This window comes from Acidipila sp. EB88 (genome assembly GCF_003858395.1).
GTDB lineage: Bacteria > Acidobacteriota > Terriglobia > Terriglobales > Acidobacteriaceae > EB88.
Map to the genome: position 1 here is coordinate 3,727,263 of NZ_QWEV01000005.1, position 26,264 is coordinate 3,753,526.

The window sequence follows — 26,264 nt, forward strand, 5'->3', positions numbered from 1 at the left end:
GCTTTCCTTTGTCTGGCGGTCCTGCGTGCCTGCTTATTGCACGGCGGATGGCGTGCCCTCGCATGCCTTGTCTCAGGGAATCGCAGGGGTTTTGTTGAGAGCAAGCGTTGTGGCTGCGACGTTCCAGCCCTGGACCTGCACGACGGGTGTATCGCCTGCATTGTCGGGCAGCAGCGCGGTGAGCGTCGTGGACTCGCCGGGCGGAATCTCGATCCAGTTGTCCGACCAGAGTACCGGCGCGACGAGGCCGCCCGTGGGTGTGCGGATTGCGGCATGCACCTGGAAGCCGAGGTGCGCGGAGGTGTTGTGGAAGTGCACGAGTACTTCGCGTCCGCGCGGCGTGTTGCGGAGCTCGACGTCGGTGGCGATCTCGGCCCGGGGCAGGGTGTTGAGCGCGGTGAGGTCTTCATGCCGGGCAGCGGGCGTGTGCGTGAAGTCTGTGCCGTGCCAGTCGAAGCTGGTCAGCGTGGTGGGGACCCAATAGAAGTTTCTGCTGACTTCGTGCCCGGCGCGGTCCTTGAGGGAGAGGTCAATGAACAGCAGCCGTTCGCCGCCGGAGTAGAGCCGCTCGGGCAGGGTGGCGATGCGCTGCGTGCTGTCGGAGCCCGCGCCAAGGTCAGCCTCGGTGCTGTAGAGCTCCTGCCATGCGGCGTTGTGCACGTGCACGGTTGCGTGCAGCGCGTCCAATGGCTGGTAGGTGCTGTTGACCACCACGATCGAGCGGTCGTCGTAGGAGTACTGAATGTGCACCGGCTCGCAGGCCTTCTTGGCAGCGAAGTAGCCGGCGCCCGCGTCGAGATAGTAATCGTAGAGGTGCCAGATCATCGAAGGCCATGCGTTGTTGAGCATCCACTGCACGACGCCCGTGGAGGTGTACTTGTTTTTGCCGTAAGACTCGAACATCGCGCGCTCGGAGTCGTACTCCATGGTTTGCGCCATGCGCTCGTAGTCGGCTGCCGAGCTGGGCTTTGCGTAGACGGCTTCCATGGACTGGTTGAACACAGTAAGATTGGCGAACTCACCTCCGCCGTTGTGGAGACTCCAGGTAGCGGACGGCGGCCACGCGGCGGCATCGGGGAGAAACTTTTCGCGGCTGCCGAGCGAGGGAATGGCGGGGCCGGGGCTGGTCTCCGTGTTGAAGCCGAACGCGCCGCCATTGTGCTGGTCCACGTACCAGTAGCTTGGTGCCACGTAGTCGTAGGGACCGGTCATCTTGACGCCGTCCTCGCCGCCTCCGGGTGTCTCGGCTGCGGATGCCGCGGCAAGCACGGGGTTGGGCCAGTGCGTCGCTGTTTCTACCTGGAGATAGGCTTTCTCGACGTCGGCAGGCGGCGCATTGTCGCTGCCGTTGAGCCACACGAGCAGGCTGGCGTGGTGGCGCAACCGCAGCATCTGCGCGCGCAGCGAGTCGGTCGCGATGCCGAGGTCGGCGGGAGTCCAGGTCTTCCAGTCTTCCCAGTGGTCGCAGCAGCACCAGCCCAGCATGACGAGGAGGCCCTGCTCATCGGCCTTCTGGAAGAAGAGGTCGGTCTCGAGCTTGCCCTCGAGGCGAATGGTGTTGAGGTTGAGATCGCGCACCAGCTTGAACTGGTCGTCCAGCCGCTTTGCGTCGGTGCGCAGCAGCATGTCCTGCGACCAGCCGCCGCCGCGGATCAGGATGGGTTTGCCGTTGACGCGGAACAGGCGCGCGCCGCCGGCGGTGAGCTCGCTGGTCATCTCGCGGATACCGAAGCGTACGAACTGCCGGTCGCTTTCGACCCCGGCGATGCTGAAGCCGATGCTGAGTGGTTCAAGGTGCGGCTCACCCATCTGTGCGGGCCACCACGGCTTGACGTTGGCGAGGTGCAGCGCAGGGAAGTGCGCGGCGTCGAACTCCACCGTTTTGTGCTCGTGCGGCGCAAGCTCCACGCGCTGCTGGAAGTTCGCACCGGCCGCGGTGCCCTGCGCGGTGCCTGTGACGGCGTGGTCGGTAGCGTTCTGAAGCTCCACATAGATGGCAAGGTCGGCGGCGTGCAGGCTGGCGTCGCTGAAGTGGGTCACGGCCAGGGGCGAGCGCACGGTGACGGGCCCGGTGTGCACGAGGTCCACTGCGCCCCAGAGACCCATGTCCTTGTCGGGCGGGCTGGGGTTCCAGTCGACCCAGTTGATGCCAAGGTCTTTCTCGGTGGGAGCAAAGGTTTCCACCGCCAGCACGTTGTTGCCGCCCGGCTTAATAGCCGCGGTGACGTCGAGATCGTAGGTGCGGTAGGCGCCAGCGATGTTGTCGCGGCCGGCGATTTTCGTACCGTTGAGCCAGATGTCGGCGCGGTAGTTGATGCCGCCGAAGTGCAGCCAGGTGTGGCCGTCGGGCGCGGTTGCGGGTGCGTTCAGGGTGGTGCGGTACCACCAGCCGCAGGCGTAGGGGCTGGTCCCGGCCATGGGCAGGTTGGAGAAGTTCTTGCCCGCGGGGTAATCGGTGCCGGCGAGATGCCGAAGGTTGTCGCCGTAGAACGGGTCGGGCACGAGCTTTGCCGCTGCCTGGGCCGCAAGCACCGTGCTCGGCACGGTGGTGGGGATCCAGTTGTTGGCAACGAAGTCGCTCCTGGAGATCGCGGCGCCGTCGGCCTGCAAGGAGCATGCGGACTGGAGCTGCCAGCCGGCCTCGATGGATTGGCTGGTCGGCTGTGCAAGGGGGCGCGCGTGCGCGATCGTTGCGGCCACGCACACCAGCATCGAAAGAGAAAAGCAACAGTGCTTGATCAATTGGACTCCTGGAAGGTGGCTGTGCCGTGGCCTGGCGCGGGTCGCTTGTTGCGCCCATGTTCGACGCGCAAACGCTGCGTGGACTCCCGCACCACCAGCTCCGGATGCGATTTGAGCAGGGTGGCCTTGCGTGCGGAGGGGCTCGCGGTGCTGTTGAGGCATTGCAGCATCTGCGTGGCGGCCTGTACGCCCATGGCATGCAAGGGCTGCCGGATGGTGGTAATAGCGGGCGTTGACACTTCCGCTGGGAGCACGTCGTCGAAGCCCATGACGGAGCAGTCGAGGGGCACGCGCAGCCCGGCTTCGCTGAGTCCGCGGATCACGCCGAGCGCAGTGAGGTCGTCAAAGGCCAGCACTGCGCTGAAAGGCCGATCGCGTGCGAGCAGCTGCTTGACCATGCGGCAGGCATCATGGAAGCCCGACAGCGCGTCGGCCAGCCCGGGCAGTTGCAACACGAGTTCCGGATCGAGCGCGGCGCGGCTCCTGGCGGTCACTTTCTGAATGCCTGCCCAGCGTGGCGCGCTGTCGCTCATCTCCTGCGGTCCGCGGATCACGGCGATGTGGCGGTGGCCGAGGGAGCGGAGGTGATGCATGGCGAGCGCCCCGCCGGCCTCGTTGTCGACCAGGATGGACGGGATGCCGCGCGCAGTCAGATCGCGCCCGATGATGATGATCGGGACCTTGTTCTTGCGGATGTCGGCAAGCAGGTCGGTCTCTTCGAACACCCAGCTGGCGATGACGATCAGCCCTTCCACGCGGCGCTCGAGCAGCAGCGTGAGGTAGTGATCGAAGAGTTTGCGCTGGGTCTGCGCGTCCATTACGAGCGGTAGGTAGTCTGCCGACTGCAAGCCGGCCTGGATGCCGCGCATGATGGGGATGCAGTAGGGGTCGGAAAGGTCGAAGGCCAGCACGCCGATGGTCTGCGTGCTGCGCCGGCGCAGCGAGCGCGCGTGGGCGTCGGGGTGGTAGCCCAGCGTCTGCGCCATGGTGCGGATCTGTTCGCGGGTTTTGGCGGAGACTCTGCGGGCCAGTGGCGCGTCGCTGAGCACGATCGACACGGTGGACACGGAGAAGCCGCTCGCCTGCGCTACATCGAGCAGCGTGACGTGTCCGGATTTTCTTTGCGGCATTGCGTCTCCGTTTTGCTGCTGGTGATGCGTGCTGATTTTAAGCGTTGCGCCGCAGCCCAGAACGGAATGCGAAGGCTGCTTCTGTGCCGAAGCGGGCTCGCTCAGTTTTCTCCTTGACATGCAGAAAGGCGGGCCCTAAATTCATCCGAAATACATATAACGCTTATTCAAACGTTTGAATCAAGTGAATTCTGAGGCGTAACGGAGAGACGGATATGCGACCGAGAAAGCCAGGCACGTTCACTTCCTTGCATCTCCTCTGCTTCAGCAGCGTCCTGTGCTGCTCGGCCACCATGCTTGCGCAGGCAGGCCGCGGGGCCCTGAGCGGGACGGTCCTAGACCCCAGCGGCGCCATCGTGCCGGGGGCAACCGTGGTCGCGACCGACGTCGCGAAGGGCACAAAGCTTTCCACGATTACTACCGCGGCAGGCGTGTACTCGTTTGTTTCGGTGCCGTCCGGCTCGTACGACCTCGCCATCAGCCATGAAGGTTTCGACACCGCGGTCGAAAAGGGAATCAGCATCACGGTGGACGCGGCCAGCAAGGTCGACGTGACGATGCAACTGGGCAATCTGAACCAGACCGTTACTGTGGACGAGTCGGCTTCGATGGTGGGAGCGAGCAACTCGATTGTGGGCCAGTTGATTTCATCGGCTGCGATTGACCGCGTGCCGCTGGTGACGCGCAACGTGTACCAACTGGTGCAGCTCAGCGCGGGTGTTGCGCCGGCCAATGGCACGCCAAACTCTTCGGAGAACCCGGGCATCAACAACGCGCGTTCGCTGATCGATGTGTCGTCGTACACCATCAACGGGTCGCTGCAGGGCAGCGTGTATTACATGCTCGACGGCAGCCCGATCGGCGTCGCGGAAAACAACGCGGCGACGATCCTGCCGGCTTTCCAGGTGCCGGAGGACGGGGTGGAGGAGTTTCGCGTGGAGACGCAGAACACGCCCGCGACGTACGCGAGCGGCGGCGGCGGGGTGATCAGCCTGGTGAGCAAGTCGGGCACCAACAAATTCCATGGCGACGCGTTCGGCTACTTCAGACCCAACGCCCTGGCGGCCAATGACTACTTCTTCAAGCAGTCCAACCCGGGCGAGGCGCCGCTTGATTTCCATCGCTACCAGGAGGGCGGTGCGATTGGCGGCCCCATCATCAAGGACAAGCTGTTCTTTTTTGGCGACTACGAAGCAACGCAGCAGACGCAGCTTGAGAACGGCTACTACACGGTGCCGACCGACGCGGAGCGCGCAGGTGACTTTTCGGCGGACAGCTTTACGGTGTACAACCCGCTGGTGCCGGACAATGCTGACGGCACGCGGCAGGCGTTTGCGGGCAATGTCATTCCGCAGCAGAATCTGAACCCAATCGCGCTGCAGTTCGCGAACAAGTACCCCGAGCCCAACCTGCCCGGCAATGGCGACACGTATCACACGGATAACTACAACGGTACGGGACTCGATCCGCTGCACCAGCAGAAGTTCGACATACGCATTGACTATGTGCCGTCGGAGAAGAACCGCATCTTCGGACGGTTTTCGTTCGGGCGCCTGGTGTTCGGCAATGCGGACCTGTACGGAAGCAGCAACGAGTACGACCCGAACTACTACCTGAACACGACCAACTCCCGCAACGTGCTGTTCGGCTACGACCGCACGCTGAGCCCGACCTCGGAGCTGCAGCTGCGCTACTCGTTTACGCGGCACTACGAAGACCAGACGGGCGACCCGCGCCAGAACAACTTCGATATCACGTCGCTGGGCTTTCCGCAGTCGCTTGCCGACCAGGTGGTGTTCAAGCAGATTCCTACGATCACGCTGGGGATACGGCGCCGATCGGCGGCACCGGCAACGAAGACACGTTTATTTTCGCCAGCGAGAACAGTGATGTAAGCGCGACCTATACCAAGGTGTTTGGCAAGCATGAGCTGAGCGCGGGGTTCGAGTACCAGAAGAAGTTTATGAACATTGGCCAGCCGCCTGCGCCGGCCGGTGCGTACAGCTTCGACAACACGGCGACGAGTTCCACCACATTCGCGGGGGATGGCAGCGACTTTGCTTCGTTCCTGCTGGGCATGGGTTCGACGCCGGGCGGTGAGTCGGGCAACTTTACCAAGGATGTGTTCGCGGCGGAAGCCAGCCCGTACTATGCGCCGTTTGTGCAGGACAACTACCACGTGACGCCCAAGCTGACGCTGAACCTTGGACTGCGCTGGGATATCTTTGGCGGCCGCACCGAGCGCCACAACCGCCTGGAGTACTTCGACCCCACCGCGGCGTACAACGTGGGTGGCGTGTCGCTGGTGGGAGGCGAGCGGTTTGCAGGCGATGGGGCGCGAAGCCCGTTTACCACCAACCTGAAGGATTTCGCGCCGCGCGTGAGCTTCTCGTGGCAGCCGAAGACCAGCCTGGTGGTGCGCGGCGGGGGCGGGATCTACTATGGCCCGAGCACCGACATGGTGGCCAACCCGGGACTGAACGATGATGGCTTCGGCTCCTCCACGACCTGGAATGCAACGCAGTACAACGCCGATGGCAACACGGTGCTGCTGAACTCGCTGAGCAACCCGTTTCCGAACGGGGTGGTGCAGCCGACGGGCAGTACGCTGGGTCTCGCGACCAACATCGGGTCTGGCCTGAACACGGTGCTGCACTCGCCGCGCACGATCACGACGTATAACTTCAACTTCGGCATCGAGCAGCAGCTCGGCCGGAACACCGTCTTCAACATCGGCTACGTGGGCAGCCGCGGGCTCTTTCTGCCGTTCGGCACCGTCGGTCTCTCGCTGAACCAGCTTCCGCTGCAGACCATTGCGCAGTACGGAGACCGGCTGTGCGTGACGGGCGACGGCAACTGCGAGATGGTGCCGAATCCGCTGGCTTCTATCCTGCCGGCGACCAACCCGTTTGCGGGCGCGGCGACGGTGCCGCTGTGGTTTACGCTGGAGCCGTTTCCGCAATTCAACGACGGCGGCTTTAATGATGGGGTGAGTGTCAACAACCTGCCGATTGCCGACTCGGAGTACAGCTCGCTCCAGACCAAGATCGAACGGCGGATGAGCAATGGCTTCTCGATGCTTGCGACCTTTACCTGGGGCAAGCTGATGACCGACGACAACCAGCCACCGCTCAGTTTTGTGGGCTACCACTCTGGCTCGCCGCAGGACTGGCGGAACCTGGAACTGGAACACTCGGTGAGCGCGCAGGATGTGAAGTTACAGTTCAACGTGCAGGCATCGTACGATCTCCCGATCGGCAAGGGACGCGCGCTCAACCTTGCAGGCGTTGGCAATCAACTGCTCGGGGGCTGGACGCTGAACGGCATCGCCTACCTGAGCGACGGCGTTCCCATCGCTTCGCCGGTGGGTACGGGCAGCCCTTACTTCAACCAGCGGGTGGACCTGAGCTGCGACCCATCGACACACGCACCGCATACGGCGAACCAGTGGTTTGATTACAGCTGCTTCTCGCAGCCTGCCAGTCCGCTGCTGCCCGGTACCGCGCCCTCGTTCCTGTCGAGCGTGCGCACCGATGGCGCGCACCAGCTGGATACTTCGATCTACAAGGCCTTTGCATTGGGCAGCGATCGAAGCGTGCGGATCGAGGTCGCTTCATACAACGTCACGAACTCCGTGCAGTTCGGGTATCCCAATGTGTTTTGGAACCCGCAGGCGCAGCAGGATCCTACCGTGATGGCGGGGTTCGGGCGTATTTTGAGTGCGGCCAACACACCCAGGCAGTTCCAGTTCGGTGCGCGGTTCAGCTTCTAGGGGCGTGTGTGCCGGGCACCGGAGGAGAAAGGCGCGGGACGGCCCAAGCAAAGGTCAGACGTAGCGTGTACCCGGGACCGCCGCTTTTGCGCCGTTGCTTCCCTGGTCGATGAGGGCGAGGAAAGTCGTGTAGGCCCTGGCTGCATCCTGCCCTGTGTTGAAGGTCCGATGCGCCTCCACGAAGGCCACGGCCCATGCAGCGACAAGGAGTGAGGCAGCCAGGCTCGCATCGGGATCCGGTCGCTTTCTGCCGGTGGCCTTCGCGAGTGCGGCTGCCACCAGGTCGGAGAACTCGTCGCGGATGGCGCGGGCTCGAGCCATCAGGGCTTCGCTGGCCTGGACCGTTTGCACAAAACGGTCGGTGCCCGCTTCGCAAAACAGAACGTATGGCCGCCGTTCGGCAACTGCCCGGTGCGCGAACAGGCGCAATGCTTCGATGGGGGCGATGCCGAGATCCCGGCATTCCAGCGCAGCCAGCACATCCTGACGCCCGAGCTCATCGAGATCGAAGAGCATGTCCTCTTTGCGGGCGAAGTGGTTGAACACAGTCATGCGGGAGACGCCGGACGCATGGGCGATCTGGTCTACCGTGACCGCATCAAATCCGCGCTCCATGAACAAACCCGTTGCCGCATCCGAGATCCTTTGCCGCGTGGCGAGGCGCTTCTGCGTACGGCGATCCGGGGAGTTTTCGTGCGAACTGGCCATTGCTCATGTTATACCGGGTATAGTTATACTGGGTATAGCCAAGAGGATAGCGATGAATAACGCATCGGCACTTTACGTCCTGAACCGACCAACCGTGCTGATTGCAGGCGCCAGTTTCGCCGGGCTTGTCTCGGCATGGTGGATGAGGCGCCTCGGCTACGCCGTTACGGTAGTAGAAGTGGCGCCGGGGGTGCGGAAGGGCGGGACGCCCGTAGATATTCGCGAAGATGTCGTGGAGGTGATGCGGCGCATGGGCCTGCTGGACCACATCGTGGCAAGCAGTCTGCCTCCCAGGGCTACTGAGTTCCTGGATGCGAGTGGAGAGCCGGTCGTGCGCAGACCCGCGCGGGCGGTCGGGGAAGATCAAGGGGAAGCGGGCTGGGAGATCGAGAGAGACACGCTGCTCGACCTGCTCTTCGACCGGGTGAGGGATGATGTGGAGTTCGTGTTTGGCGACAGCGTCGCCGGCGTGGAGGAGTGCGCGGACGAGGTGGGCGTTGTCTTTGCGAGTGGAACGCGCCGTGGTTTTTCGCTGCTGCTGGGGTGCGATGGGACGCACTCGGCCGTGCGCAGGCTGTGCTTCGGCGAGGAGCACTTGTTCTCACTGTTTCTGCAGAACTACTTTTCCCTCACAATCGTGCACAAGCTGCTGATCCCGGAAAACACTTCGGAGATGTTCAACGTCGCGGGCAGGACCGTGATGCTGAACGCGTACAACGGCAAGACCGACATAGCGTTTTGTTTCTTTTCCGCGGAGGAGATCGGCTATGACCGGCGGGACCGCGCGCAGCAGAAACAGATGATCCTGGAGCGGTTCAGAGGGCAGGGCTGGAGAGTGCCCGAGTTGCTGGACGAGATGGGACGCGGGGATGACTTTTACTTCGACAAGCTGTGCCAGATTCGCATGCCGCAGTGGAGCAGGGGCCGCGTGGCGCTGGTGGGCGATGCGGGATACTGCCCGTCGCCTGCCGCGGGTATGGGCGGATCGATGGCGATTCTTGGTGCGGCTGCCTTTGCCGATGCGCTCGCGAGATATCGTGGCGACCTCGATGGTGCCTTTGCGGAGTATGACCGGAGCCTGCGGCCGGTGGTGAACGAGATACAAAGTGCCGCGATCGAGTTCGGGCTGAAGATCTTTGCGCCTGTATCGGAGGAGGCGATTCGGCAGAGGAACGCGCTGCTGCGGGCCGGGTGAGGGGTGGTTCAATCGGCGCCGAGACGGGTCAATACCTGTCGGAGTGTCAAACGGGCATGCGGGTGAAAACACAGCTGCCCTTTTCGACTGTATGCCGAAAGTCGTGCTACGGAGTGCTTCGAGATTGGAGGATCAGTAGGTGACGGTTGCCGTGACCGTGTCGGTGTAGGTGCCGGGGGTGACCAGGTGTCCGGCCGGGATCAGACCGTAGCCTGTGAGGGATTGCGCCGTGCCGGTGCCGATGCCGGCTACTGTGTCGGTGCCGACGGTGTTGCCCCAGTTGATCGAGTGCGCGGAGTTCTGAAAGACCTGGTAGGGCAGCGTCGCTCCGTTCAGTGTCATTAGGCGCGTCGACACGGTCGCGCCACTGCCGGCGCCGGCGTCGAGGCCCACGTTGTAGGTGGTGGTGCTGGTGCAGGTTACGGAAAGGGTCGCGGTCGCCGTGGTGAGGCTGCCGCTGTAGTTGCTGAAAGCCAGGGGCCCGGCCGAGAGTGTGCACATGGCGACCACGGTGGCGGTGACCGCGATTGTGACGGAGACGGGGCTGGTGCCGCCCGATACGGTGAGCGTCACCGTGTCGGTATAGGTGCCGGGCGCCACATACTGCCCGGCAGAAGCCAAGGGATACACGTAGCTTGTCTGGGTGCTGCCGGTAGCGGTGGTGTTTTCCGTGTCGGTGCCGGGGGTGTTGCCCCAGTTCGTGGTGTGTGCTGAGTCCTGGAAGAGCCCGTAGTTGATGGTGGCGCCGGCACTGCTCTTCATCTTGCGCACCGCAGTGGTCGCCCCGGTGGTGGTCCCGGCGTTGATGGAGCCCGTAATGGCCGTGCCCGCGGTACAGCTTACCGAGACGGCGGAACCGCCCGTGGTTGTGGCAGCGCTGGTGTAGTTGCCGAAGTTTACGGGTTGCGCCGTGAGGTTGCTGCATGTGCCCGCGGCCATGGCATGCCGGGCACCGAGAAGCGCGCACAGGACAACGATCAGGCGGCGCATCACGGCAGACCAGCGCGGCACAGGCGGGGGCCGATCCTGGGGATGACGCCGGAGATCGGCAGGTAGTTGAACGAGACAAAGCAGTGCCGGCCGTCGACCCGCGTGACTTCTACATGGTTGAGGAAGTTCAGGTTGACGAGGTAGGCCTCGCCGTCAAAGCCTACCGGCACGGTGGTGCCGGTTTCGAGCAGCCGGGCTTCGCTGCCGGCTTCGATGGGTGCGCCCTGTTCATCGACCACGCGCAGAAGACCGCCATGGCTTTCCTGCACTCGAAAATGCACAACGACGCCGGAATGGTCCTGCGGGCGCACGTCCTGATTGATGGTATCGACCGAGGCATCCACCGGGATGTCCGAGGGGTCGATGGAGAGATGGTTAAGGTCGAAGGCGCGCATGTCCGGAACCAGCAGACGCCCGGAGGCATCGGTGGTGCCGACGTTGCGGTTCTCCTGCAGCACGTGCACACGCGCCATGCGCGTGGTGTCCACGATGGCAAAGCTGTCGTAGATGGTGTTGGAGGGGAAGATGCCCCGGTCGATCCAGGAGAGGGCGCCTTGGTCTTCCATGCGCAGGGTGGTCGCGCCCTGGTTCTGATCGATGCCCGCGGTCATCAGACCCCAACGTGATTTGTACTGCGCCTGGGCGAACCCATGCGCCGAGTCTGCCGAGGTGTAGGCCTGGTAGCCCCAGTCGCCGATTTCGGAGGCAGAGCGTTGCGCCTGCACCTGCGCGGAGCCAGCGGTGGTGCCGGCGCTGACGCCAAGGATGCTCCGTCGGCCGAGCGGAATGGTCAGACCTGCCTGCAGACCGTTGGAGTTGCTGTCGGTCAGGCTCATGAACTCGTTCGCGTAGAGGGTGGCGCGACCCACCTGCAGCGAATAGCTCCCGTAGAGTGTGTGGTTGCGCTGCGAGGGGGCCAGGAAGCCATTCACGCTGTAGAGGGACGCATCCTGATCAATGCCGGCGTAGGCGATGCCGACCGAGCCGAGGTGCCGCAGCATGACGTCGCCATTCGCGCTGATCTGCCTACGGGGTACGGGCTCGCCGTTGACGGCAGCCACATCCGTGAAGCCACGCGATGCAAAGGTGGCCGAGGCCCCGAGGCTGAGCCTGGTTCCGACTCTTTGTGCGCCCACCGAGAGCTGCCGGCCATTGCTACGTGCTCCGTCACTGCCGGCCGCAGAGATATTGACGACACCGTAATGGTCAATCTTGAGTACGGCGCCCGCACCCGCCATAAGCGTTCCGGGTGCGCCCTCGGCGCTCGCTTCAAGCGTCATGCTGCTGCTCAGCCCGCGCCGGTAGTCGACGACTCCGGTGGTTTTGCCGTACTGGTTGCTGATGACTCCCCAGTTTTGGCGGAACGCGCCGACCTGGGCGGAGAATGTCTGCAACCCGGGAGCGAGCAGCGTGGCACTGGTGTAGAAGTCCTGCGTGATGTTGACCTGCTGCCCAAGAGCGTTGGTCACAGTCATGGTGATGGTGTTGGCGCCATTGATGACGGGTAGCTGTGGCACTTCAAACACGCCGGCATCGACTTGGTGCGAAGATACAAGGTTTCCATCGGCAAGGATGTTGACGGTCGAGGGTACGGCCGCGGAACCGGCGACTGTGGGCAACGGAAAGGTGATGAGGTCCGGGCGCATGCTGAAGTCCGACTTGACCTGCAGCCCGCCGAGCCGAACGGGTCGTGTCCAGGAGAGCCCGCCCGTGATGAAGTCACCCAGGTTGTAGCGACGGAGGCTCTTGACGTCGGCAAGGGTGTAGCTGGTGTCGAGGCGTGTGAGCATGCGGCTGCCAGTACCGGCGGGTGCCGCGAGCGATACCTGCGGGGCCCCCGAGTAGGCGAGGAAGGTGCTTTCCACGACGCCGCGTGGAGAAAATCCACGCATGTCGATGGAGCCGCTTTGCGCGGTCTGCCGGCCGATCTGTTCATTGACGATGTCGTAGTTCAGGGTCACCCCGGTGCCGCTCTGCGTCGCATGCGGGTTGGGCGGGGCAACGCCCGGCGCTTCATCCGGAGCAAGGATGGCCGGCATCAGGCGCTCGTTTGTGGCGGTGACTTCGATAGTCTGGGTTTGTTCGTCGAGATGCCAGGTAAGCCCCGGCAGGGTCGCCAGGTCGATCAGTCCATCGCCCATTGCGGCGGCGCCGGGACCTCGCCGCACGAGGCCGAGCGGTCCGCGAATTCCAAGATCCTCCAGTTCCGCACGCGTCGCCAGCAACACCCCGTTGCGATAGACGAACTCGCCGATCTTGCCGACTGCGTGCCCGTTCACGTGCACGTCCAGGAGCAGGGCCTGTTCATCCCCGAGGGCAGGCAGTGTCGTCAACCGCAGGAGAAGCAGGAGCACTGGCATTTGTAGAGATCTGGGCGACATAGCCGGCGGATTCAGTGGTGAATGGAAATGGTGGAAGCAAGTGAGAAAAGCGAGGGACGGCGCTGGAGACGAGAAGCCATCGTCTTGCCGGCGCCGAGCAATCAGAAGTTGTCAGCAAGGGCTACTTGTTGATGGATGGCACCGGAAACACCCTGCGCCGAGACCCGGAGCGCCGGGTGTGCAGGCAGCGTGTCGCCGGAGACCAGCGGCCAACGACGCGTGGCGCCGGCCAGGATGTAGGGGGACCCATGTGCCTTCACCTCAACACTGGTGCCATCGCTGAGAGCAAGTTTCATATCTCGCAGCGTCTCGTGGGTATCCCCAGTGTTGGAAGCGACGAGGAACGTGTTTTCACCCTGCTTTTCAAGGTGAAAGGTGAGGCGCGAGGGAACCGGCCCGTGTGGCTCGGCAAAGATGGGGATCGACATACGCAGCACCACGTGGACGACGCCGGGCTCCGGCGGCGGGGGGAGTTGATCCAGGATGATGCGATAGGTCTCCTCCTCACCTTCGGGCGAGCGGCGGAGAACCACGCGGATTGTCTGCGAGGCATTGGGCGCGATCGTGGCGATCGGTGGACTCGCCATCACGATGTCCGACGCCACGAGGTGATCGTCGCCATCCGACTGACTCCACCCGTAGACCCGGATCTGAACGGAGGTTGCAGTCTGCCCCTTGTTGACCACGGTGAGGCTGGTGGCTTTTTGCCCGGGTAGCAAGGCGACACTGATCGGCATGACTGCCAATGCCTGCGCGCCGGCGAGACCCGCGCCGGGCAAAAGCAGGACCGAAGCAACCGCTTTTCTCAACATACCCGCCAAGCGCCGCCTCATATCAATACGTGATGGTGGCGACGATGGAGTCGGTGTAGGACCCTGCTGCGATGAACTGACCCGCCGGTATGTTGCCGTACACGGTCAGGCTTTGACTGGCCCCGTTTCCGGTGCCGCTCACGGTGTCAGTGCCCACGGTAGAACCCCAGTTGGTGGTGCGTGCTGAGTTGGAGTAGAGCGCGTAGTTGAGCACGACGGCGGGTGTGCCGCTCACAAACATGCCACGGGTGGTGACGGTTGCGTTGGTGGATGTACCGGCGCTGAGGCCTATGTTGTAAGTGGAGCCATTGCTGCATAGCGCTGTAAGAAGCGCACTGCCAGGGAGAGCGGCACCCGTGTAATTGCCGAATGCCAGCGAGGTCGTGGAAATAGAGCAGGTTGCCACCACGGTGGCACTTACAGCCATGGTGGAGGTGGCAGTTGCTGCTCCCGCAGGGCGGACGGAGCAGGAAAGAACAAGTACGGCCGCAAACACCCAGATCGCGAGGGATTGGAAGCGACCGCTGATCCTCGTTCGTGGCGTGTTCAGGGCCTTTGTTGTGGTTGTTGCAAGTGCGTTTTGCTTGATGCCGGTCATGCGCATGACTCCTTTTGAGTACGCAAAATCAGGTGGCCGCGTAGCCTACCACTGGATGACGTTTGATACGTAACGGACACGGTGCCATACAGTACTGCACGTCTGATCACAAAAATAAGCGCATCCGTGAGCAGGTCAAGAAATCTACTGCCTTGTCTCGTTACTTGAGTGCCGGGTGTGACCATAATTGCACCAGATGGGAATAATCGAGCTGCATCCAAGCCGGATCTCGCGACGCTCCGCGCGTCTTGATTCGGGTCGGGATTGACTCCGAGTTGGAGCGGCGGGTGCAGGATCGAGCTGGGTATTTCAAGGATGGGAACGTGACAGCTGGGCGCAGACGCGGCAGGTGTGCATGTTTGATCTGTTTGTCGGCTTCCACATGTACCGCCTGGTGGCGTGGGCCGTGGTTGCGCTTACGTGTCGAGGCCCAGTCTTGTTGCCTTAAGGCGACATGCACATCGAGGATGAATTTTCATCCCGGAGCAACAACTTGCCCAGGTGCGGCTGCATCTTCAACGGCAACAGTGCCCGTGTATGGTTGCCCTGTTGTGGCGGTTTAGTTCTGCGGGGATTGGGTGGTCTGGATGGCGACTCGGTGTTAGCCTGCAAAGGCCCGCGCTGGCGTTTGGCCTCGTATCTCTTCGAAGGGGAGCTCTTGAAAAAAAGTCTCGAAGCGCTTGGGGCAATGAGCCTGTTCGGTCTGCGGGTGATCACCTCCGCGTTCAGCCCTCCATTTGAGATGGCCCAACTACGCGAGCAATTGATTGCCGCGGGTGCAGAGTCGTGGCTGCTGGTGTTTGCCTCCGGTATCTCTCTTGGCACAGTGATGTCGTTCCACACGCGCAGCAGTCTGGTCACTTTCGGGGCAACGGCGATGATCCCCTCGGTGCAGGCCGATGCTTTCTTTGTGGAGATCGGACCGCTTGTGGCGGCGCTCTTGCTGGCGGGCAGGGTTGGTTCCGGCATTGGGGCGGTGCTGGCGAATATGCGGGCAACGGAACAGATCGACGCCATCGAGTCACTCTCGGTGGACTCCTTCAAGTTCCTCGTGGTGCCAAGGGTGCTTGCCTGCGTGATCGCGCTGCCGATCCTGACGCTGCTGATGGATTTTTGCGGGCTGTTCGGCGGATTCCTGAGCGAGCACTTCAACTCGCACATCTCGCTCAGCCTGTACTTTGTGCGCGCTTTTGATGACCTGGGCTGGTCCAACTTTATTCCGCCCGTGCTCAAAACGACGGTGTTCGGGTTCATCATCGGTGCGGTGTCGTCGTACTTCGGGTACACGACCAACGAGGGCGCAAACGGCGTCGGCCGCGCCGCGACCAACAGCGTTGTTTTGTCGTCGCTGCTGATCATTCTTGCGGACGTGATCCTGATACGCTGCATATTTTTCGTGTTTCCGGATAGTGCGATATGAACGAGCCGCGCGAGACCTCCCACGGCATGGCTGCTTCGCAGCACGATGGCCAGACGACAGCCGGAAAAGAGGCGGGGGCAATGCTTCGCTTCGAGAATGTCTCCAAGGCGTTCGGCGAGAAGCAGGTGTTGAGCGACGTGTCCTTTGCGGTACCACCCGGCGAAGCGTTATGCATCCTGGGCCGCAGCGGCATGGGCAAGAGCGTGACGTTGAAATTGAGCATCGCGCTGCTGCGGCCTGACCAGGGAAAGATCTGGGTCTGCGGGGACAACATTGCCAGCCTTGAAGGAGCGGAGTTGTCGAAGGTGCGCCGCAAGATCGGCTTCCTGTTCCAGGATGCCGCGCTGTTCGATTCTCTCTCGCTCTACAACAATCTCGCGTTGCCGCTGCGACGGCTCAGCAACAAGTCCTGGCCAGAGGTGGAGGAGGCGGTGCACCGCACGCTGCAGCAGGTTGGCCTTGAGAACGATGGCCAGCGAATGCCGGTGGAGCTTTCCGGCGGAATGCGGAAGCGTGCCGGCCTTGCGCGTGCGCTGGTGCTGGAGCCCAAGGTGCTCCTGGTCGATGAACCCAACAGTGGCCTGGACCGCATCACCGCCTCCGAGATCGATGAGTTGCTGCTGAAACAGAAGACCGAGCGGAAGACGACGCTGATGATCGTCACGCACGACATTCATGGAGCCCGCCGGGTGGGCGACACGTTCGCGGTATTGGAGCATGGGCGCTTTGTAGCCTACGGCACAGCAAAAGAAGTGGAACAGAGCCAAAGCGAAACAGCGCGCAAGTTGATATCGGAGCGATACTGATGGCGAAGCGAAACCTTATCGTCGGTCTCTTTGTTTCTGCCGGGGTCATCCTCTTTGCCGTCGGCCTGTTTTTGATCGGCAATCGCAAGAAGGCATTTGATCACCACATGGTGCTCTACACAGAGTTTGCGGACCTGGGTGGGGTGGCGAAGGGCGCGAAGGTACGCGTTGCCGGGATGGAGGGAGGGCAGGTTACGGGGATTGATATCCCGGACTCTCCTTCGGCTCGCTTTCGCGTGAGGATGCAGGTTGATACCAAGCTTCGCGGGCTGATCCGCACGGACTCCATTGCTTCCGTCGCAACGGAAGGCGTTGTGGGCGATACCTACATCTTGATTCACACCGGGAGCGTGCATGCGCAGGCGGCGGCTGCTTATGCCACACTGCCGGGCAAAGAGCCGTTCGATCTTGCCGCGCTGCTAGACAAAGGCAACAAGCTGGTAGGAGACGCGGGCAAAACGATCAATGATGCAGACGCCACCATCAAGCAGCTGGGCGGCAGCCTGCAGGGTACGCTGGGCGGCGTTAACGTGGCGGTTGCCAATGCGAATGACGTGATTGCGGGCATCAAGCAGGGGCGCGGCGCGGTGGGTCTGCTGCTGCGCGATGAGAAGTTCTCGGCCGAGGTGCAGCACACGCTCGACAATGCGCAGGATGCAAGCGGTAGCCTGGCGCATGCCTCGACGCGCACGGATCAACTGATTGCGGACATACAGTCGCGCAACCTGCCGCAGAAGGTGGACGACACGCTCAAGAGCGCGCAGGATGCAGCAGGCCAACTGGACGCAACCTCCAAACAGCTGAACCAGACCATCGCGGAAGCGACCGCGCCGGACCGGAGCGGACTGAGTGCCGGCGAGAACCTGCGCGATTCACTTTCCAACGCCGACAATGCCACGGCGAACTTGGCGGACGACACGGAAGCGCTGAAGCACGAGTTCTTTTTCCAGGGCTTCTTCAAGAAGCGCGGCTATTACCAGTTGAGCGAGCTGTCGCCTGCCACGTACCGCACGAACAAGGTGTTTGTGAACCCGGCTGATCATCGGCTGTGGCTTCCCACTGCAAGCCTCTTCGATACGCAGGCGGATGGAACGGAGCAGCTGTCTGCGCGTGGCAAGAGTGCACTTGACGAGGCGCTTGCGCAGGGCGGCGGCGAGTTCACGAACCAAGCACTGGTCGTGGAAGGATATTCGGGGGGTGCGGATGCGAGCACGCGGCTGGCAGTGTCGCGGCGTCGTTCCGTACTGGTCAGCCATTACCTGCAGGCGCACTTCCAATTAGAGGCGGCGCATGTTGGTTACATCGGGCTCGACAATGCGCCGCCGGCGGGAGTGGGGCACGACGGGTGGGACGGGGTGTGCGTGGTCGTGCTCGCGCCCAGGCATAAGTAGCTGCCGGCTTCTGCGCGGAGCCCTGCGTCGGGTGGGCGTATGTGGTCGTAGGGAGCCTGACCCGCCTGCATACGAGCCACGCATCCCGTGGTGAGTGGATCAGCGTTCCGACATCTTGAGGACAGCTTCCGGCAGGCGCAGTCCTTGAATCTCGATTTTGGAGACGGCGACGCCGATGGCGTGCAGGTCGTCTGGGGAGAGATAGAGAGCGACTGACCCGAGATTTTCTTCGAGGCGAGACAGCTTCGTCGTACCTGGGATTGGAACGACCCACGGTTTCTGCGCGAGCAGCCATGCCAGCGCGACTTGGGCCGGGGTAGCGGCTTTGCTTTCGGCGATGCCCGTCAGAAGATCGACGACCGACTGGTTCGCGGCACGTGCTTCCGGGGTGAAGCGCGGCACATGGTTGCGGAAGTCGGTGGCGTCGAATGTGGTGGTGGCATCGATCTTGCCCGTGAGAAAGCCAGCGCCGAGAGGTCCCCAGGCAACGAAGCCGATGCCCAGCTCCTCGCAGGCTGAGAGAATGCCATGCTGTTCGACGTCGCGGGTCCAGAGAGAGTATTCACTCTGCACGGCGGTGACCGGCTGAACTGCGTGGGCGCGACGAATCGTGTTTGCGCCGGCCTCCGAGAGGCCGAAGTGCTTGACCTTGCCAGCCTGGATCAGGTCGCGCACTGCACCGGCGACGTCCTCGATCGGCACTGCAGGGTCCACTCGGTGCTGGTAGAGGAGATCGATCGCGTCTGTGCGGAGGCGCTTCAAAGAGGCTTCTGCGACTTGCCGGATGTGGTCTGGCTTGCTGTTGAGGCCGCCGCCTCGTTGTCCGTTGGGCAGGATGTCGAAGCCGAACTTGGTTGCGACCACGACGTCTGCGCGGTGGGGGGCGAGAGCCTCGCCGATGAGCTCTTCGTTGGTGAACGGACCATACGCCTCGGCAGTATCGAAGAAGGTTATGCCACGCTCGACTGCTGCCTGCAGGAGCTGGATGGCCTGCTGCTTTTCCATGGCCGGGCCGTAGGCGTGGCTGAGACCCATGCAGCCAAAACCGACGGCGGAAACTTCGAGCTTGCTGTCGCCTAGTACCCTTTTCTGCATGGTGTTTTCTCCTGTCAGAAATGCGGGCTTGCTTCGCCGGTTCCCTCGGCCGGTAGCAAATCCGGTTCCTACAGCGTAGTGCCTGCGATGGTTCGCTGCTTCGCGGATCCTCTTTTGAAGCAAATCAAGCTTCTATGCGAGGAAAGAGACAGGGGCGGCCTGCTAACAGCAGCCGCAGGTTTCGCCGCGTCGAGCGCGCCGGCCTTCGCCGATCAGGACTGGAACCGCCGCGAGCGCTGCAACCGGATCGATCCAGCGCAGATCCACATGGTGCCGGAGCAGAAGCGCTGCGAGCGTGAGGGCGGCAAGATAGGCGCAGGTGGCGGACTGTACAGCGTCCGCGAACAGCGCCTTGCTGTGCAGGCGGAGAGCGGCCCTGCGTTTCTGCCAGGCAAGTGCCGGCATCATGACCAGGGCGCCTGCGGTCACAGCGATGCCCAAGGTACTTGGCGTGCTTTCGATCTTGCAGAGCAAGCCGGCGAGAGCGATCAGCGACACAACAACCGCCAGCGCATAGAGCAACGTGCCACAGGCGCGCGCTGCTCTCGCCGGGCTGAGCCGGAAGCCGGGCAGGACCTGCGCGAGCACGACGGCGGCTGAGATCACTTCCACAAAGCTGTCGGAGCTGAACGCGAAGAGTGACACGCTCTTTGCGCGGATGGACGCTGTAAGTGAGACCGCGCACTCGATCAGCATCCAGGCCAGCGTCAGGACTTGAAGCCGGACTACTTCGGATTGCATGTCTGGGCGTGGCGCAGGCTGCATGTCCAGGCGCTCCTGTGTACGGGCTATTGCGCGTCTGATTCGCAACATCGAAAGCATACTCCGAAGAAAAAGACCTGGTGGCGATCGTTGCGGAAGCCCGCTGGAAGGCTCGGGGTCGCGGCCAGGGGACAGGGTGCGATCTCGTAAATACAGCCGCAGTGATCGCACCGGAAGTGGTCACACTCATTTGCCCCGGCGAGCCTGTAGCGATCGGCGTTGCCGGGAACCTCGATGGCCGACAACGACCCTTCTTTGAGAAGGCTGCCGATGGTGCGGTAAACCGTGGCGAGGCTCAGATGCTTTACCTGCCTGCTGGCGATAGTGCGGACTTCGTGGACGGACAGCGGCTGGGTGGCCGTTTCGAAGGCGGCCCAGATTGCCTGTTTTTGTTGAGTGCGTCGCGTCATGGGCGTCCTGCAGAAGCTGTGGCTCTGACGAAAGCGTGTGATGCACACGATCGGCTGGATGCGCGATGCCTTGCGCCCCCAGACGATCGTGCGTGGTTTAGAAGTGGAAGCCTACTTCGCCGTTGAGCGCGCGGGGTGTGACGTAGTGCGTGCCGCTGAAGGTGGAGAGGAAGTTATAGAGCGCGTACTTGTCCGAGATGTTGATGCCGGTAAGGCGAGCGCTCCAGCGGTACTTTTCGCCGCCGAAGAGATTGTCCTTGCCGACAGCGACATCGAACAGGCTGCGAGGCGCGATGCGTTGCGGGTTCTTGTCGTCGTTCTCAGTGTTGGGTGCAGGAATGGTGATGAGTTTGGACGTGAGCTGCGAGGCCAGGCACTGGTTGCCGGGGAGAGCCTGGAATGGGGTGGCGCGGATGCCATTGCAGACAAGGCCGGCTTCGGACTCCTGATCGGCGGTGTAGCCCGAGAGGTCGATGAGCTGCTGCCCGTTGGTGGAAGCAGTGCTGCTGCAGCCAGTATTTGCGCCGGGAACATCGTTGTAACAGGGAGCGGAGCCTGCGACGAGCCCGCTGTCAAAGCGCCAATTAAAGCTGAACCAGGGCGAGTACTTGCCCGGTACCTGGTACTGGAGGTGCGTGGTCTGGTTGTACTTCTCATCGTGATCGATGCGGAATGGCAGGTTGCCGTTTCCGTTGCCCGGCGTTGCGCCGGCGCCGGCAAGCTGCGGGTTGAAGAAGCGTGCGGCCACCGAGGACATGACGACGAACGCAGTGAAGCCGTGCAGATCGACCAGGTCGGCGCTGAGCACAAAGCCGGGGATCTTGGAGTTGTGCCAGTCGATGGGAAACGTGATCGGCGTGTTGCCAAGCACGCTGAAGTCGAATGCGTTGTGGGTGTACTTCCAGATGTAATCGCCGTTGACGACGACGTGGCGACCTACTGCCTGCTGGAACCCTGCGTGAAACTCATTGCGCGTGCCGGGCCGCTCGACCGTGTTTGTGACCCCGGGAGCGCAGGCGAGCAGGGGATTGAGCACGGCGTCGCCGCAACCTATGCTGGAGAGCACGAGATTTTCATTGAAGGGCGACTCGAGTGTGCGTGCGTAGGAGACGCGCAGGAGCGTATTGGAGCGATTGACCCGGTAGGAGACGCCGAGACGGGGCTCGCCCTGGCGGGCCACGGTGAGGCCGTTGTAGAGGTCGCCGCGTATGCCGAGGTTCAGGAGCCAGTTGCCGGCGTGGATTTCATCCTGCACATAGAGTGCAAGTTCCTTGACATCAGTGTGGCCGAAGAAGGCAAACTCGCCGCCGTTGCGCGTGAGGTCGTATGGAGCGAGCACCGGGTTATACGCGGTGTTTGCCTGCTGGCCGACAAGCGCGCAACTGCTGGGATCGCTGAAGCCGGGCAGCGAGTTGCCGCTTGCATCGAGGCAGGGAGCATTCAGGGTTGAGTCGACGATGCCGAGGTTGTCGTGCTCCCGAAGGAACGTCTGCTGGTACACCGCGCCGGCCTGTGCGGTGTGGATGCCCCTGGTGAATGAGAGTTCCGTGTGGACACCGGCGTTGAGGAGGGTGCGCTGCTGCGCGATGGATTCCCGCTGCAGGTTGACGGGGCCTAGGTCGGCGAGCGGGTTACCGCTGGGGTAGTAGTTGTAAGCGTCCTTACGGACGTATGGGCCGATGTTGAAGACAGCGGTGTTGTTCAGCACGTGGGTGTAGCTGGGCGCGATGTTGAACGTCTCGATCTTGGAATGCTGGTCGGCATCTCCGACGTTTCCGAAGACAGGGTTAGCCGAGGTTCCCGCGCTGACGACATCGGAGACGTTGAGGTTGTCGTAGGTGTTGGGTGTCTGAAACCAGGAGCGGCTGTAATTGAGGTTGAGGTGCAACGCATCCTTTTCAGAGAGCTGGCGATCGATGCGATCGAACACATTCTGCTCATTGCCCTTGTCGTGGAAGACCACGAACTCTGGAGGATCAAGGAAGCGTCCCGTATTCAAACCATCGATCTCGAAGAAGTTGCCGCCCGAGGGCCCGCCCACGCCGAGATCGAAGATGCCGTTGGCGGAACCGAACGTTCCATAGGAGGCGACCAAGTCGCCGGTCGGGTGCGGCAGGCCCTGCCCGGAGCGGGTGGTCACGACGATGTCCAGGCTTGTCTTGTCGCCGAACTGGGCCGGCGGCGCGCCGGAGATGACCTGCAGGGACTGCACCGCGTTGACCGGCGTCTGGTTTGAGAACACCTTGCTTTGCTGGTCCGTGATGGGTTGACCGTCGACGTAGAACGAGTTGGAGGCATGGTCGCCGAGCCCATGAAAGAGACCGTTGGAGTCAGCGGCTACGCCGGGCGAGGCAAGGGTCACGAGCGAGCTGAGACCGGAGGACTGGCTTTCGAGAGGCAGCTTGCTGAACAGGCCGCGATCGAGATCGGTGTGAAACGTGGTGTCTGATTCGATCAGGTCGCTGCCGGTCACGGTTACGCTTTCGGCTGACTTGCCGACTTGCAGAACATCCTTCAGCACGACGGGAACGGATGAGTTGATGGCTGCGTCTTCAGTGATGGCGCCGAAGCCGCCTGCCGAGACCACGAGGTGGTAGCTGTTAAAGGGAAGATTGCTGAACTGGTAGTTGCCCGAGCTGTCGGTGGTGGCCTGGCGGCTGTAGCCGCTGCGCGGGTTGAGCAGGGTCACCGAGGCGTTGGGGATGATGGCCCCTGTTCCATCGGTGACAGTGCCGTAGATACTGCCGGAGCTGCCGGCTGCCTGGGCGTGGGCGCATGGCACCTGCAAGCAGAGGGCGCTCAACGAAGCGAGAGGTAGAAAGTACTGGATCCTGCGTAGATGAAACCTGGACATGACGGCGTCTCCGATGAAGGTGCAGCGAGCGCGGGAGAACGATACTGCCGGCGCTTTGCCTACGCGTGATCGCGCCCGGCAGTGCTTTGTCGGCACAGGGCGGACTGCAGGAAGAGACACGTCTTCGCGCGCGTTGGGAAGTAGCGCATAGCGGCAGAGCGGTTGCCAAAGTTGGGGGTAGAGCGCTGCCTGAATGGGTCAGTGGACAGACGCGGGCGACTCAACGATGGCGACGGCTTTTGGTTGCGGCCCTTGACCTGCCGGGGTGGATCGCCGGCAAAATCCGGCAGCAGGGAAGAGCGCGCAGGCGCGTTCAGCAGGAAGAGGGCGGGGGGCGAATCAACGTCGTCATCACCACAGGGCGAGATCCCGTTGCGGGTTCGCCGAGCGAGACGATGCCAAGCAGGAAGAGAACCAGCGGCGTGAGCCATGCTGGTGCAGCATCGACGGCGAGATGTGAGGAAGCGCAGAGCTGACAGTGCGAGCCCCCGACAAGATCGGCATGGCTATGCGCTACCTCTACCGTCATGAAAACGGCAAGGAGGAGGCAAAGCAGGCCGAGAATGATCTTGCCGGTAACGGTGGTGGGCTTCATGCTGTCTGCAGTTTGGCTTTCTGTAAGTTCCAGCCCACGCTAACGCACTTGCGGATGCATTTGCAATAAGAAAGTTGGGTGATATCCCCTTCAATGTCTGGTTGTTTGAGGGCGAGCATGCGCCTCCCGCGTTGTTGAGTGGTGCTCTTGCGTTGTGGGCTGACCGGGGAAGCAGGGTGGTTAATTTTGTAACTGGCTTTTGTGTTTTCAGGGGTGAAGAGGAGATGGTGGGACAAACTGTTGCAACGACCTGTAGGCTGCGATGCCAATGAGCAGGGCGCAGGAAAGAGTCGGCTACCCGCGCAAAGGCTGCGCGTAGTTTGCGCCGGCGGAAAATCAAGATGCTTCCGCCGTTCGTAGTCTTGAGGATTGTCCTGCGGTTTTCGGCAGGGCGTTCGAGCCGATGAAGACTCGGGAGGTGTGTACTCCATGATGAAACAGTTGTTCTGCCTGGTGTGCGCGTTTGCTGTTGTGCTGTCGCCTTGCCTGTATGGGCAGCGGGCGGCGAACCCCCTTTTGCCGCATGCCGATCCGTTTATTACGGCTCAGCCGGTGCAGGGAAGGTACCTGCTGCTGGCAACCACTGGCCGCAACATCACGATCTGGAGCGGTGCGACGCCGGCGCTCGCAGCCACGCACGCCTCGGTGGTGTTTCAGGCGCCGGCGGACCTCTCCGAAGTATGGTCACCGACACTGTGGCAGATGGATGGTCGCTGGTGGATCTACTTCACGGCACGTGCTGCCGGCAAGGAGCATGGTATTTATGCGCTTGTCTCTGACACCGCGGACCCGCTTGGCAGCTACACGTTCCGCGGGCAGGTGGCACTTGGCCGGCCGGCGATCGACCCATCGCTGCTGGTGCTAGGCCCGACGCGGTACCTCATGTATGTCACGGTGGACCGGGGTGAAAACGCGATCCACATGGTGCGGCTGGGCGCGCCCATGACGCCCGAGGGTGCGGATGCACTGATCAGCGAGCCGGAGTTTGCGTGGGAGCGGGGCGAGGGAAGTACGCGCACGTACCCGGTGAACGAGGGGCCTACCGCACTGTTCCATGATGGCCGCACTTTCATCGTGTATTCGGCAAGCGACACGGCCTCGCCGCGTTACTGCCTGGGGCTGCTTACGTTTGCAGGTGGTGATCCGCTGGTGCGGAGCCACTGGGTGAAGACAGCGCACCCGGTCTTTTCCGCCGCGCCCGAGAACGGCATTTTCGGACCGGGGCGTGGCACCTTCGCCCGCGCGCCGGATGGGGGCGACTGGCTCCTGTATGCGGCAAAGAGTACGGATGCACCCACGGCCGCAGGGCGTGCGACGCGTGCGCAACGATTTACGTGGAATGTCGATGGCACGCCCCATTTCGGAGTGCCGCAGAAGGACGGCCCGATCGAGTGATCGGGCCGTGGCCGCCCCAGGTCCGCTTCGGCAATTGCGTGAAGAGCCACATGCCTAAGGAAGCGCACGCCGCTTTCAAACGGGGCGATAGCGCGAGCTGTGAGCAGATTGGGAAAAGGCAACGCCGGGCAGTACCAATCTTCGTGGATGGTAACAAGTGGAATCTGGACGTTTGGAGCATCGGGTTTGCTGGTTCGATGGTGGAGTAGAAGGACTACACGCTGCCTGGTGATGGATGCGGCGGGAGGCATATTCTCAAACGGCAGCCGCAGCAGGCCTAGGGCAAGCTGAAGCTCCGAAGGAGCTGGTCACAGATACGCCCGGGTCCGGAGCCGAGAACCATTGTTAGTGGGGAGAACTGTCGTACAAGAACGAGGCTGTTTTCCATCGGCTGGACGAGACGCCGGGTCTGCACGACGGTCGTCGGGGTGAGTTGTGTCGCTTGTTGGGTGTGGTTGTGCGCATTTGTTTGCTCGGTGCGCGTTGGTTGCCGGTGGCGTTGTCGCGGGTCTGCATAGACACGGCTTTCATCTTGCTGACGGGCGGCCATAGAAACACTGCGATCAACGGTTTCGGGTGCAGATTGAACAGAATTGTCGGGGTGTATGCCAGCTCTGCGGCTGGGGTTCCTAAGGCCAAAATTTGCCTTTTGGGCCTCTTTTAGCGGGTTTGTTGCCTTGTTTCATTACATAATATTGGTTATCAGACGTAGTCTTTGTGGTTTGCTTGTCAGGAGCGGCAGGTGTGGGTGCGGGCCCACTCCCCTTTTCAGCCCGATCTGCTGCAAATTACGGTTGTTCGGCTTCAGCGGCAGTCGCTGTATGAACGCCGGCATGGTGTGTCGGATGGCGCATGGCAGATCCTGCTGAGATTGGTTCGCGCAGGTTCGTTGCATGCGTCATGCTTGTGAATGCACGCGCTTCAACCGACATGCGCTCGGTTTTCGCCTGTGCGCGCGAGTAGCTCTGCTCGTGGTGGTGTGCAAGGCGGTTCTCTCCTGCGCCTGCTGTCTTGCAGTTCCCTCCTGTTCCTCCTGTCTTGGCAGGCCGGCTGGCTTGCAATAGCGCTGTCGAGCATGGTCTGGAGAGTTAGGGTGCATCAGTCTGCATCGATGTACGCGCTGTGCGCTGAAATTTGCACTTTACAGCGAACGAGTTTGCCCTTACGGTCAAGCCACTGCCTGCCCATAGTCGGCTATGGTTGCGCAT

The 26,264-nt window shown here is 62.3% G+C and carries 19 protein-coding genes; 7 read left to right on the forward strand and 12 right to left on the reverse strand.

What is annotated here, in order from left to right:
* Positions 1-72: 72 nt before the first annotated feature.
* Positions 73-2,742 (reverse strand): glycosyl hydrolase family 2, encoded by a 2,670-nt coding sequence (locus D1Y84_RS15760; protein ID WP_233581468.1) that lies wholly within the window; start codon positions 2,740-2,742, stop codon positions 73-75.
* Positions 2,739-3,872: a LacI family DNA-binding transcriptional regulator gene (locus D1Y84_RS15765; RefSeq protein WP_124849540.1), complete on the reverse strand. Its 1,134-nt coding sequence runs from the start codon at positions 3,870-3,872 to the stop codon at positions 2,739-2,741. The genes D1Y84_RS15760 and D1Y84_RS15765 overlap by 4 nt, the downstream gene beginning before the upstream one ends.
* A 248-nt stretch (positions 3,873-4,120) precedes the next feature.
* Between D1Y84_RS15765 and D1Y84_RS18550 the strand changes: the two genes are divergently transcribed.
* The gene (locus tag D1Y84_RS18550) at positions 4,121-5,767 is read left to right on the forward strand and encodes a carboxypeptidase-like regulatory domain-containing protein (RefSeq protein WP_233581469.1); all 1,647 of its coding nucleotides are present in this window, start codon (positions 4,121-4,123) and stop codon (positions 5,765-5,767) included.
* A 68-nt stretch (positions 5,768-5,835) separates the two neighbouring features.
* On the forward strand, positions 5,836-7,644 hold the full coding sequence (locus D1Y84_RS18555; protein WP_370245784.1) for a hypothetical protein: 1,809 nt from the start codon (positions 5,836-5,838) through the stop codon (positions 7,642-7,644).
* Between the two features lie 54 nt (positions 7,645-7,698).
* On the opposite strand, the gene D1Y84_RS15775 is transcribed toward D1Y84_RS18555, so the two are convergent.
* A complete protein-coding gene (locus D1Y84_RS15775; protein WP_124849541.1) occupies positions 7,699-8,352 on the reverse strand; it encodes a TetR/AcrR family transcriptional regulator in 654 nt (217 codons plus the stop codon).
* Between the two features lie 52 nt (positions 8,353-8,404).
* On the opposite strand from D1Y84_RS15775, the gene D1Y84_RS15780 reads away from it, so the two are divergent.
* Complete coding sequence (locus D1Y84_RS15780) at positions 8,405-9,547, forward strand: FAD-dependent monooxygenase (RefSeq protein ID WP_124849542.1); 1,143 nt, start codon at positions 8,405-8,407, stop codon at positions 9,545-9,547.
* Between the two features lie 132 nt (positions 9,548-9,679).
* Here the strand turns inward: D1Y84_RS15780 and D1Y84_RS15785 are convergent, their stop codons facing one another.
* From D1Y84_RS15785 to D1Y84_RS15800, 4 genes are all read right to left on the reverse strand, one after another.
* Positions 9,680-10,558: a spore coat protein U domain-containing protein gene (locus D1Y84_RS15785; RefSeq protein ID WP_124849543.1), complete on the reverse strand. Its 879-nt coding sequence runs from the start codon at positions 10,556-10,558 to the stop codon at positions 9,680-9,682.
* A complete protein-coding gene (locus tag D1Y84_RS15790; protein WP_124849544.1) occupies positions 10,537-12,897 on the reverse strand; it encodes a fimbria/pilus outer membrane usher protein in 2,361 nt (786 codons plus the stop codon). The genes D1Y84_RS15785 and D1Y84_RS15790 overlap by 22 nt, the downstream gene beginning before the upstream one ends.
* 122 nt (positions 12,898-13,019) lie before the next feature.
* Positions 13,020-13,730 carry a molecular chaperone gene (locus D1Y84_RS15795; protein WP_158615516.1) on the reverse strand — a complete coding sequence of 237 codons (711 nt, stop codon included), beginning with the start codon at positions 13,728-13,730 and terminating at the stop codon, positions 13,020-13,022.
* A 22-nt stretch (positions 13,731-13,752) separates the two neighbouring features.
* Positions 13,753-14,328, reverse strand: a complete 576-nt coding sequence (locus tag D1Y84_RS15800) for a spore coat U domain-containing protein (RefSeq protein ID WP_124849546.1) — start codon at positions 14,326-14,328, stop codon at positions 13,753-13,755.
* Between the two features lie 454 nt (positions 14,329-14,782).
* Here D1Y84_RS15800 and D1Y84_RS15805 point away from each other — a divergent pair, with 454 nt between their 5' ends.
* The 3 genes from D1Y84_RS15805 to D1Y84_RS15815 are packed head-to-tail and all read left to right on the forward strand — an operon-like array spanning position 14,783 to position 17,945.
* On the forward strand, positions 14,783-15,748 hold the full coding sequence (locus D1Y84_RS15805) for an ABC transporter permease (RefSeq protein ID WP_233581471.1): 966 nt from the start codon (positions 14,783-14,785) through the stop codon (positions 15,746-15,748).
* Positions 15,745-16,554 carry an ABC transporter ATP-binding protein gene (locus D1Y84_RS15810; RefSeq protein WP_233581472.1) on the forward strand — a complete coding sequence of 270 codons (810 nt, stop codon included), beginning with the start codon at positions 15,745-15,747 and terminating at the stop codon, positions 16,552-16,554. Before D1Y84_RS15805 ends, D1Y84_RS15810 begins: the two co-directional genes overlap by 4 nt.
* Positions 16,554-17,945, forward strand: coding sequence for an MlaD family protein (locus D1Y84_RS15815; protein WP_124849547.1), 1,392 nt, complete (start codon positions 16,554-16,556; stop codon positions 17,943-17,945). The genes D1Y84_RS15810 and D1Y84_RS15815 overlap by 1 nt, the downstream gene beginning before the upstream one ends.
* Positions 17,946-18,044: 99 nt before the next feature.
* Here the strand turns inward: D1Y84_RS15815 and D1Y84_RS15820 are convergent, their stop codons facing one another.
* The 5 genes from D1Y84_RS15820 to D1Y84_RS15840 form a co-directional block, all read right to left on the reverse strand.
* Entirely contained in the window at positions 18,045-19,040 is a 996-nt protein-coding gene (locus tag D1Y84_RS15820) for an aldo/keto reductase (protein WP_124849548.1), read from the reverse strand.
* 162 nt (positions 19,041-19,202) lie between these two features.
* Positions 19,203-19,805, reverse strand: a complete 603-nt coding sequence (locus tag D1Y84_RS15825; protein ID WP_124849549.1) for a cation transporter — start codon at positions 19,803-19,805, stop codon at positions 19,203-19,205.
* Positions 19,806-19,828: 23 nt separating this feature from the next.
* Entirely contained in the window at positions 19,829-20,212 is a 384-nt protein-coding gene (locus D1Y84_RS15830; RefSeq protein ID WP_124849550.1) for a Fur family transcriptional regulator, read from the reverse strand.
* 97 nt (positions 20,213-20,309) lie between these two features.
* Complete coding sequence (locus D1Y84_RS15835; RefSeq protein ID WP_124849551.1) at positions 20,310-23,066, reverse strand: TonB-dependent receptor; 2,757 nt, start codon at positions 23,064-23,066, stop codon at positions 20,310-20,312.
* Between the two features lie 313 nt (positions 23,067-23,379).
* A complete protein-coding gene (locus D1Y84_RS15840) occupies positions 23,380-23,661 on the reverse strand; it encodes a hypothetical protein (RefSeq protein ID WP_124849552.1) in 282 nt (93 codons plus the stop codon).
* Positions 23,662-24,090: 429 nt separating this feature from the next.
* Between D1Y84_RS15840 and D1Y84_RS15845 the strand changes: the two genes are divergently transcribed.
* Positions 24,091-25,056 carry a family 43 glycosylhydrolase gene (locus D1Y84_RS15845; protein WP_124849553.1) on the forward strand — a complete coding sequence of 322 codons (966 nt, stop codon included), beginning with the start codon at positions 24,091-24,093 and terminating at the stop codon, positions 25,054-25,056.
* Positions 25,057-26,264 lie beyond the last annotated feature (1,208 nt).

Bases quoted from the DNA above. Each gene is read 5' to 3' on its own strand.
- D1Y84_RS15765 (WP_124849540.1), bottom strand. From the start codon at position 3,872: ATGCCGCAAAGAAAATCCGGACACGTCACGCTGCTCGATGTAGCGCAG.
- D1Y84_RS18555 (WP_370245784.1), top strand. From the start codon at position 5,836: ATGAACATTGGCCAGCCGCCTGCGCCGGCCGGTGCGTACAGCTTCGAC.
- D1Y84_RS15775 (WP_124849541.1), bottom strand. From the start codon at position 8,352: ATGGCCAGTTCGCACGAAAACTCCCCGGATCGCCGTACGCAGAAGCGC.
- D1Y84_RS15780 (WP_124849542.1), top strand. From the start codon at position 8,405: ATGAATAACGCATCGGCACTTTACGTCCTGAACCGACCAACCGTGCTG.
- D1Y84_RS15790 (WP_124849544.1), bottom strand. From the start codon at position 12,897: ATGCCAGTGCTCCTGCTTCTCCTGCGGTTGACGACACTGCCTGCCCTC.
- D1Y84_RS15795 (WP_158615516.1), bottom strand. From the start codon at position 13,730: ATGTTGAGAAAAGCGGTTGCTTCGGTCCTGCTTTTGCCCGGCGCGGGT.
- D1Y84_RS15800 (WP_124849546.1), bottom strand. From the start codon at position 14,328: ATGACCGGCATCAAGCAAAACGCACTTGCAACAACCACAACAAAGGCC.
- D1Y84_RS15805 (WP_233581471.1), top strand. From the start codon at position 14,783: ATGCACATCGAGGATGAATTTTCATCCCGGAGCAACAACTTGCCCAGG.
- D1Y84_RS15810 (WP_233581472.1), top strand. From the start codon at position 15,745: ATGAACGAGCCGCGCGAGACCTCCCACGGCATGGCTGCTTCGCAGCAC.
- D1Y84_RS15815 (WP_124849547.1), top strand. From the start codon at position 16,554: ATGGCGAAGCGAAACCTTATCGTCGGTCTCTTTGTTTCTGCCGGGGTC.
- D1Y84_RS15820 (WP_124849548.1), bottom strand. From the start codon at position 19,040: ATGCAGAAAAGGGTACTAGGCGACAGCAAGCTCGAAGTTTCCGCCGTC.
- D1Y84_RS15825 (WP_124849549.1), bottom strand. From the start codon at position 19,805: ATGCAGCCTGCGCCACGCCCAGACATGCAATCCGAAGTAGTCCGGCTT.
- D1Y84_RS15830 (WP_124849550.1), bottom strand. From the start codon at position 20,212: ATGACGCGACGCACTCAACAAAAACAGGCAATCTGGGCCGCCTTCGAA.
- D1Y84_RS15835 (WP_124849551.1), bottom strand. From the start codon at position 23,066: ATGTCCAGGTTTCATCTACGCAGGATCCAGTACTTTCTACCTCTCGCT.
- D1Y84_RS15840 (WP_124849552.1), bottom strand. From the start codon at position 23,661: ATGAAGCCCACCACCGTTACCGGCAAGATCATTCTCGGCCTGCTTTGC.
- D1Y84_RS15845 (WP_124849553.1), top strand. From the start codon at position 24,091: ATGATGAAACAGTTGTTCTGCCTGGTGTGCGCGTTTGCTGTTGTGCTG.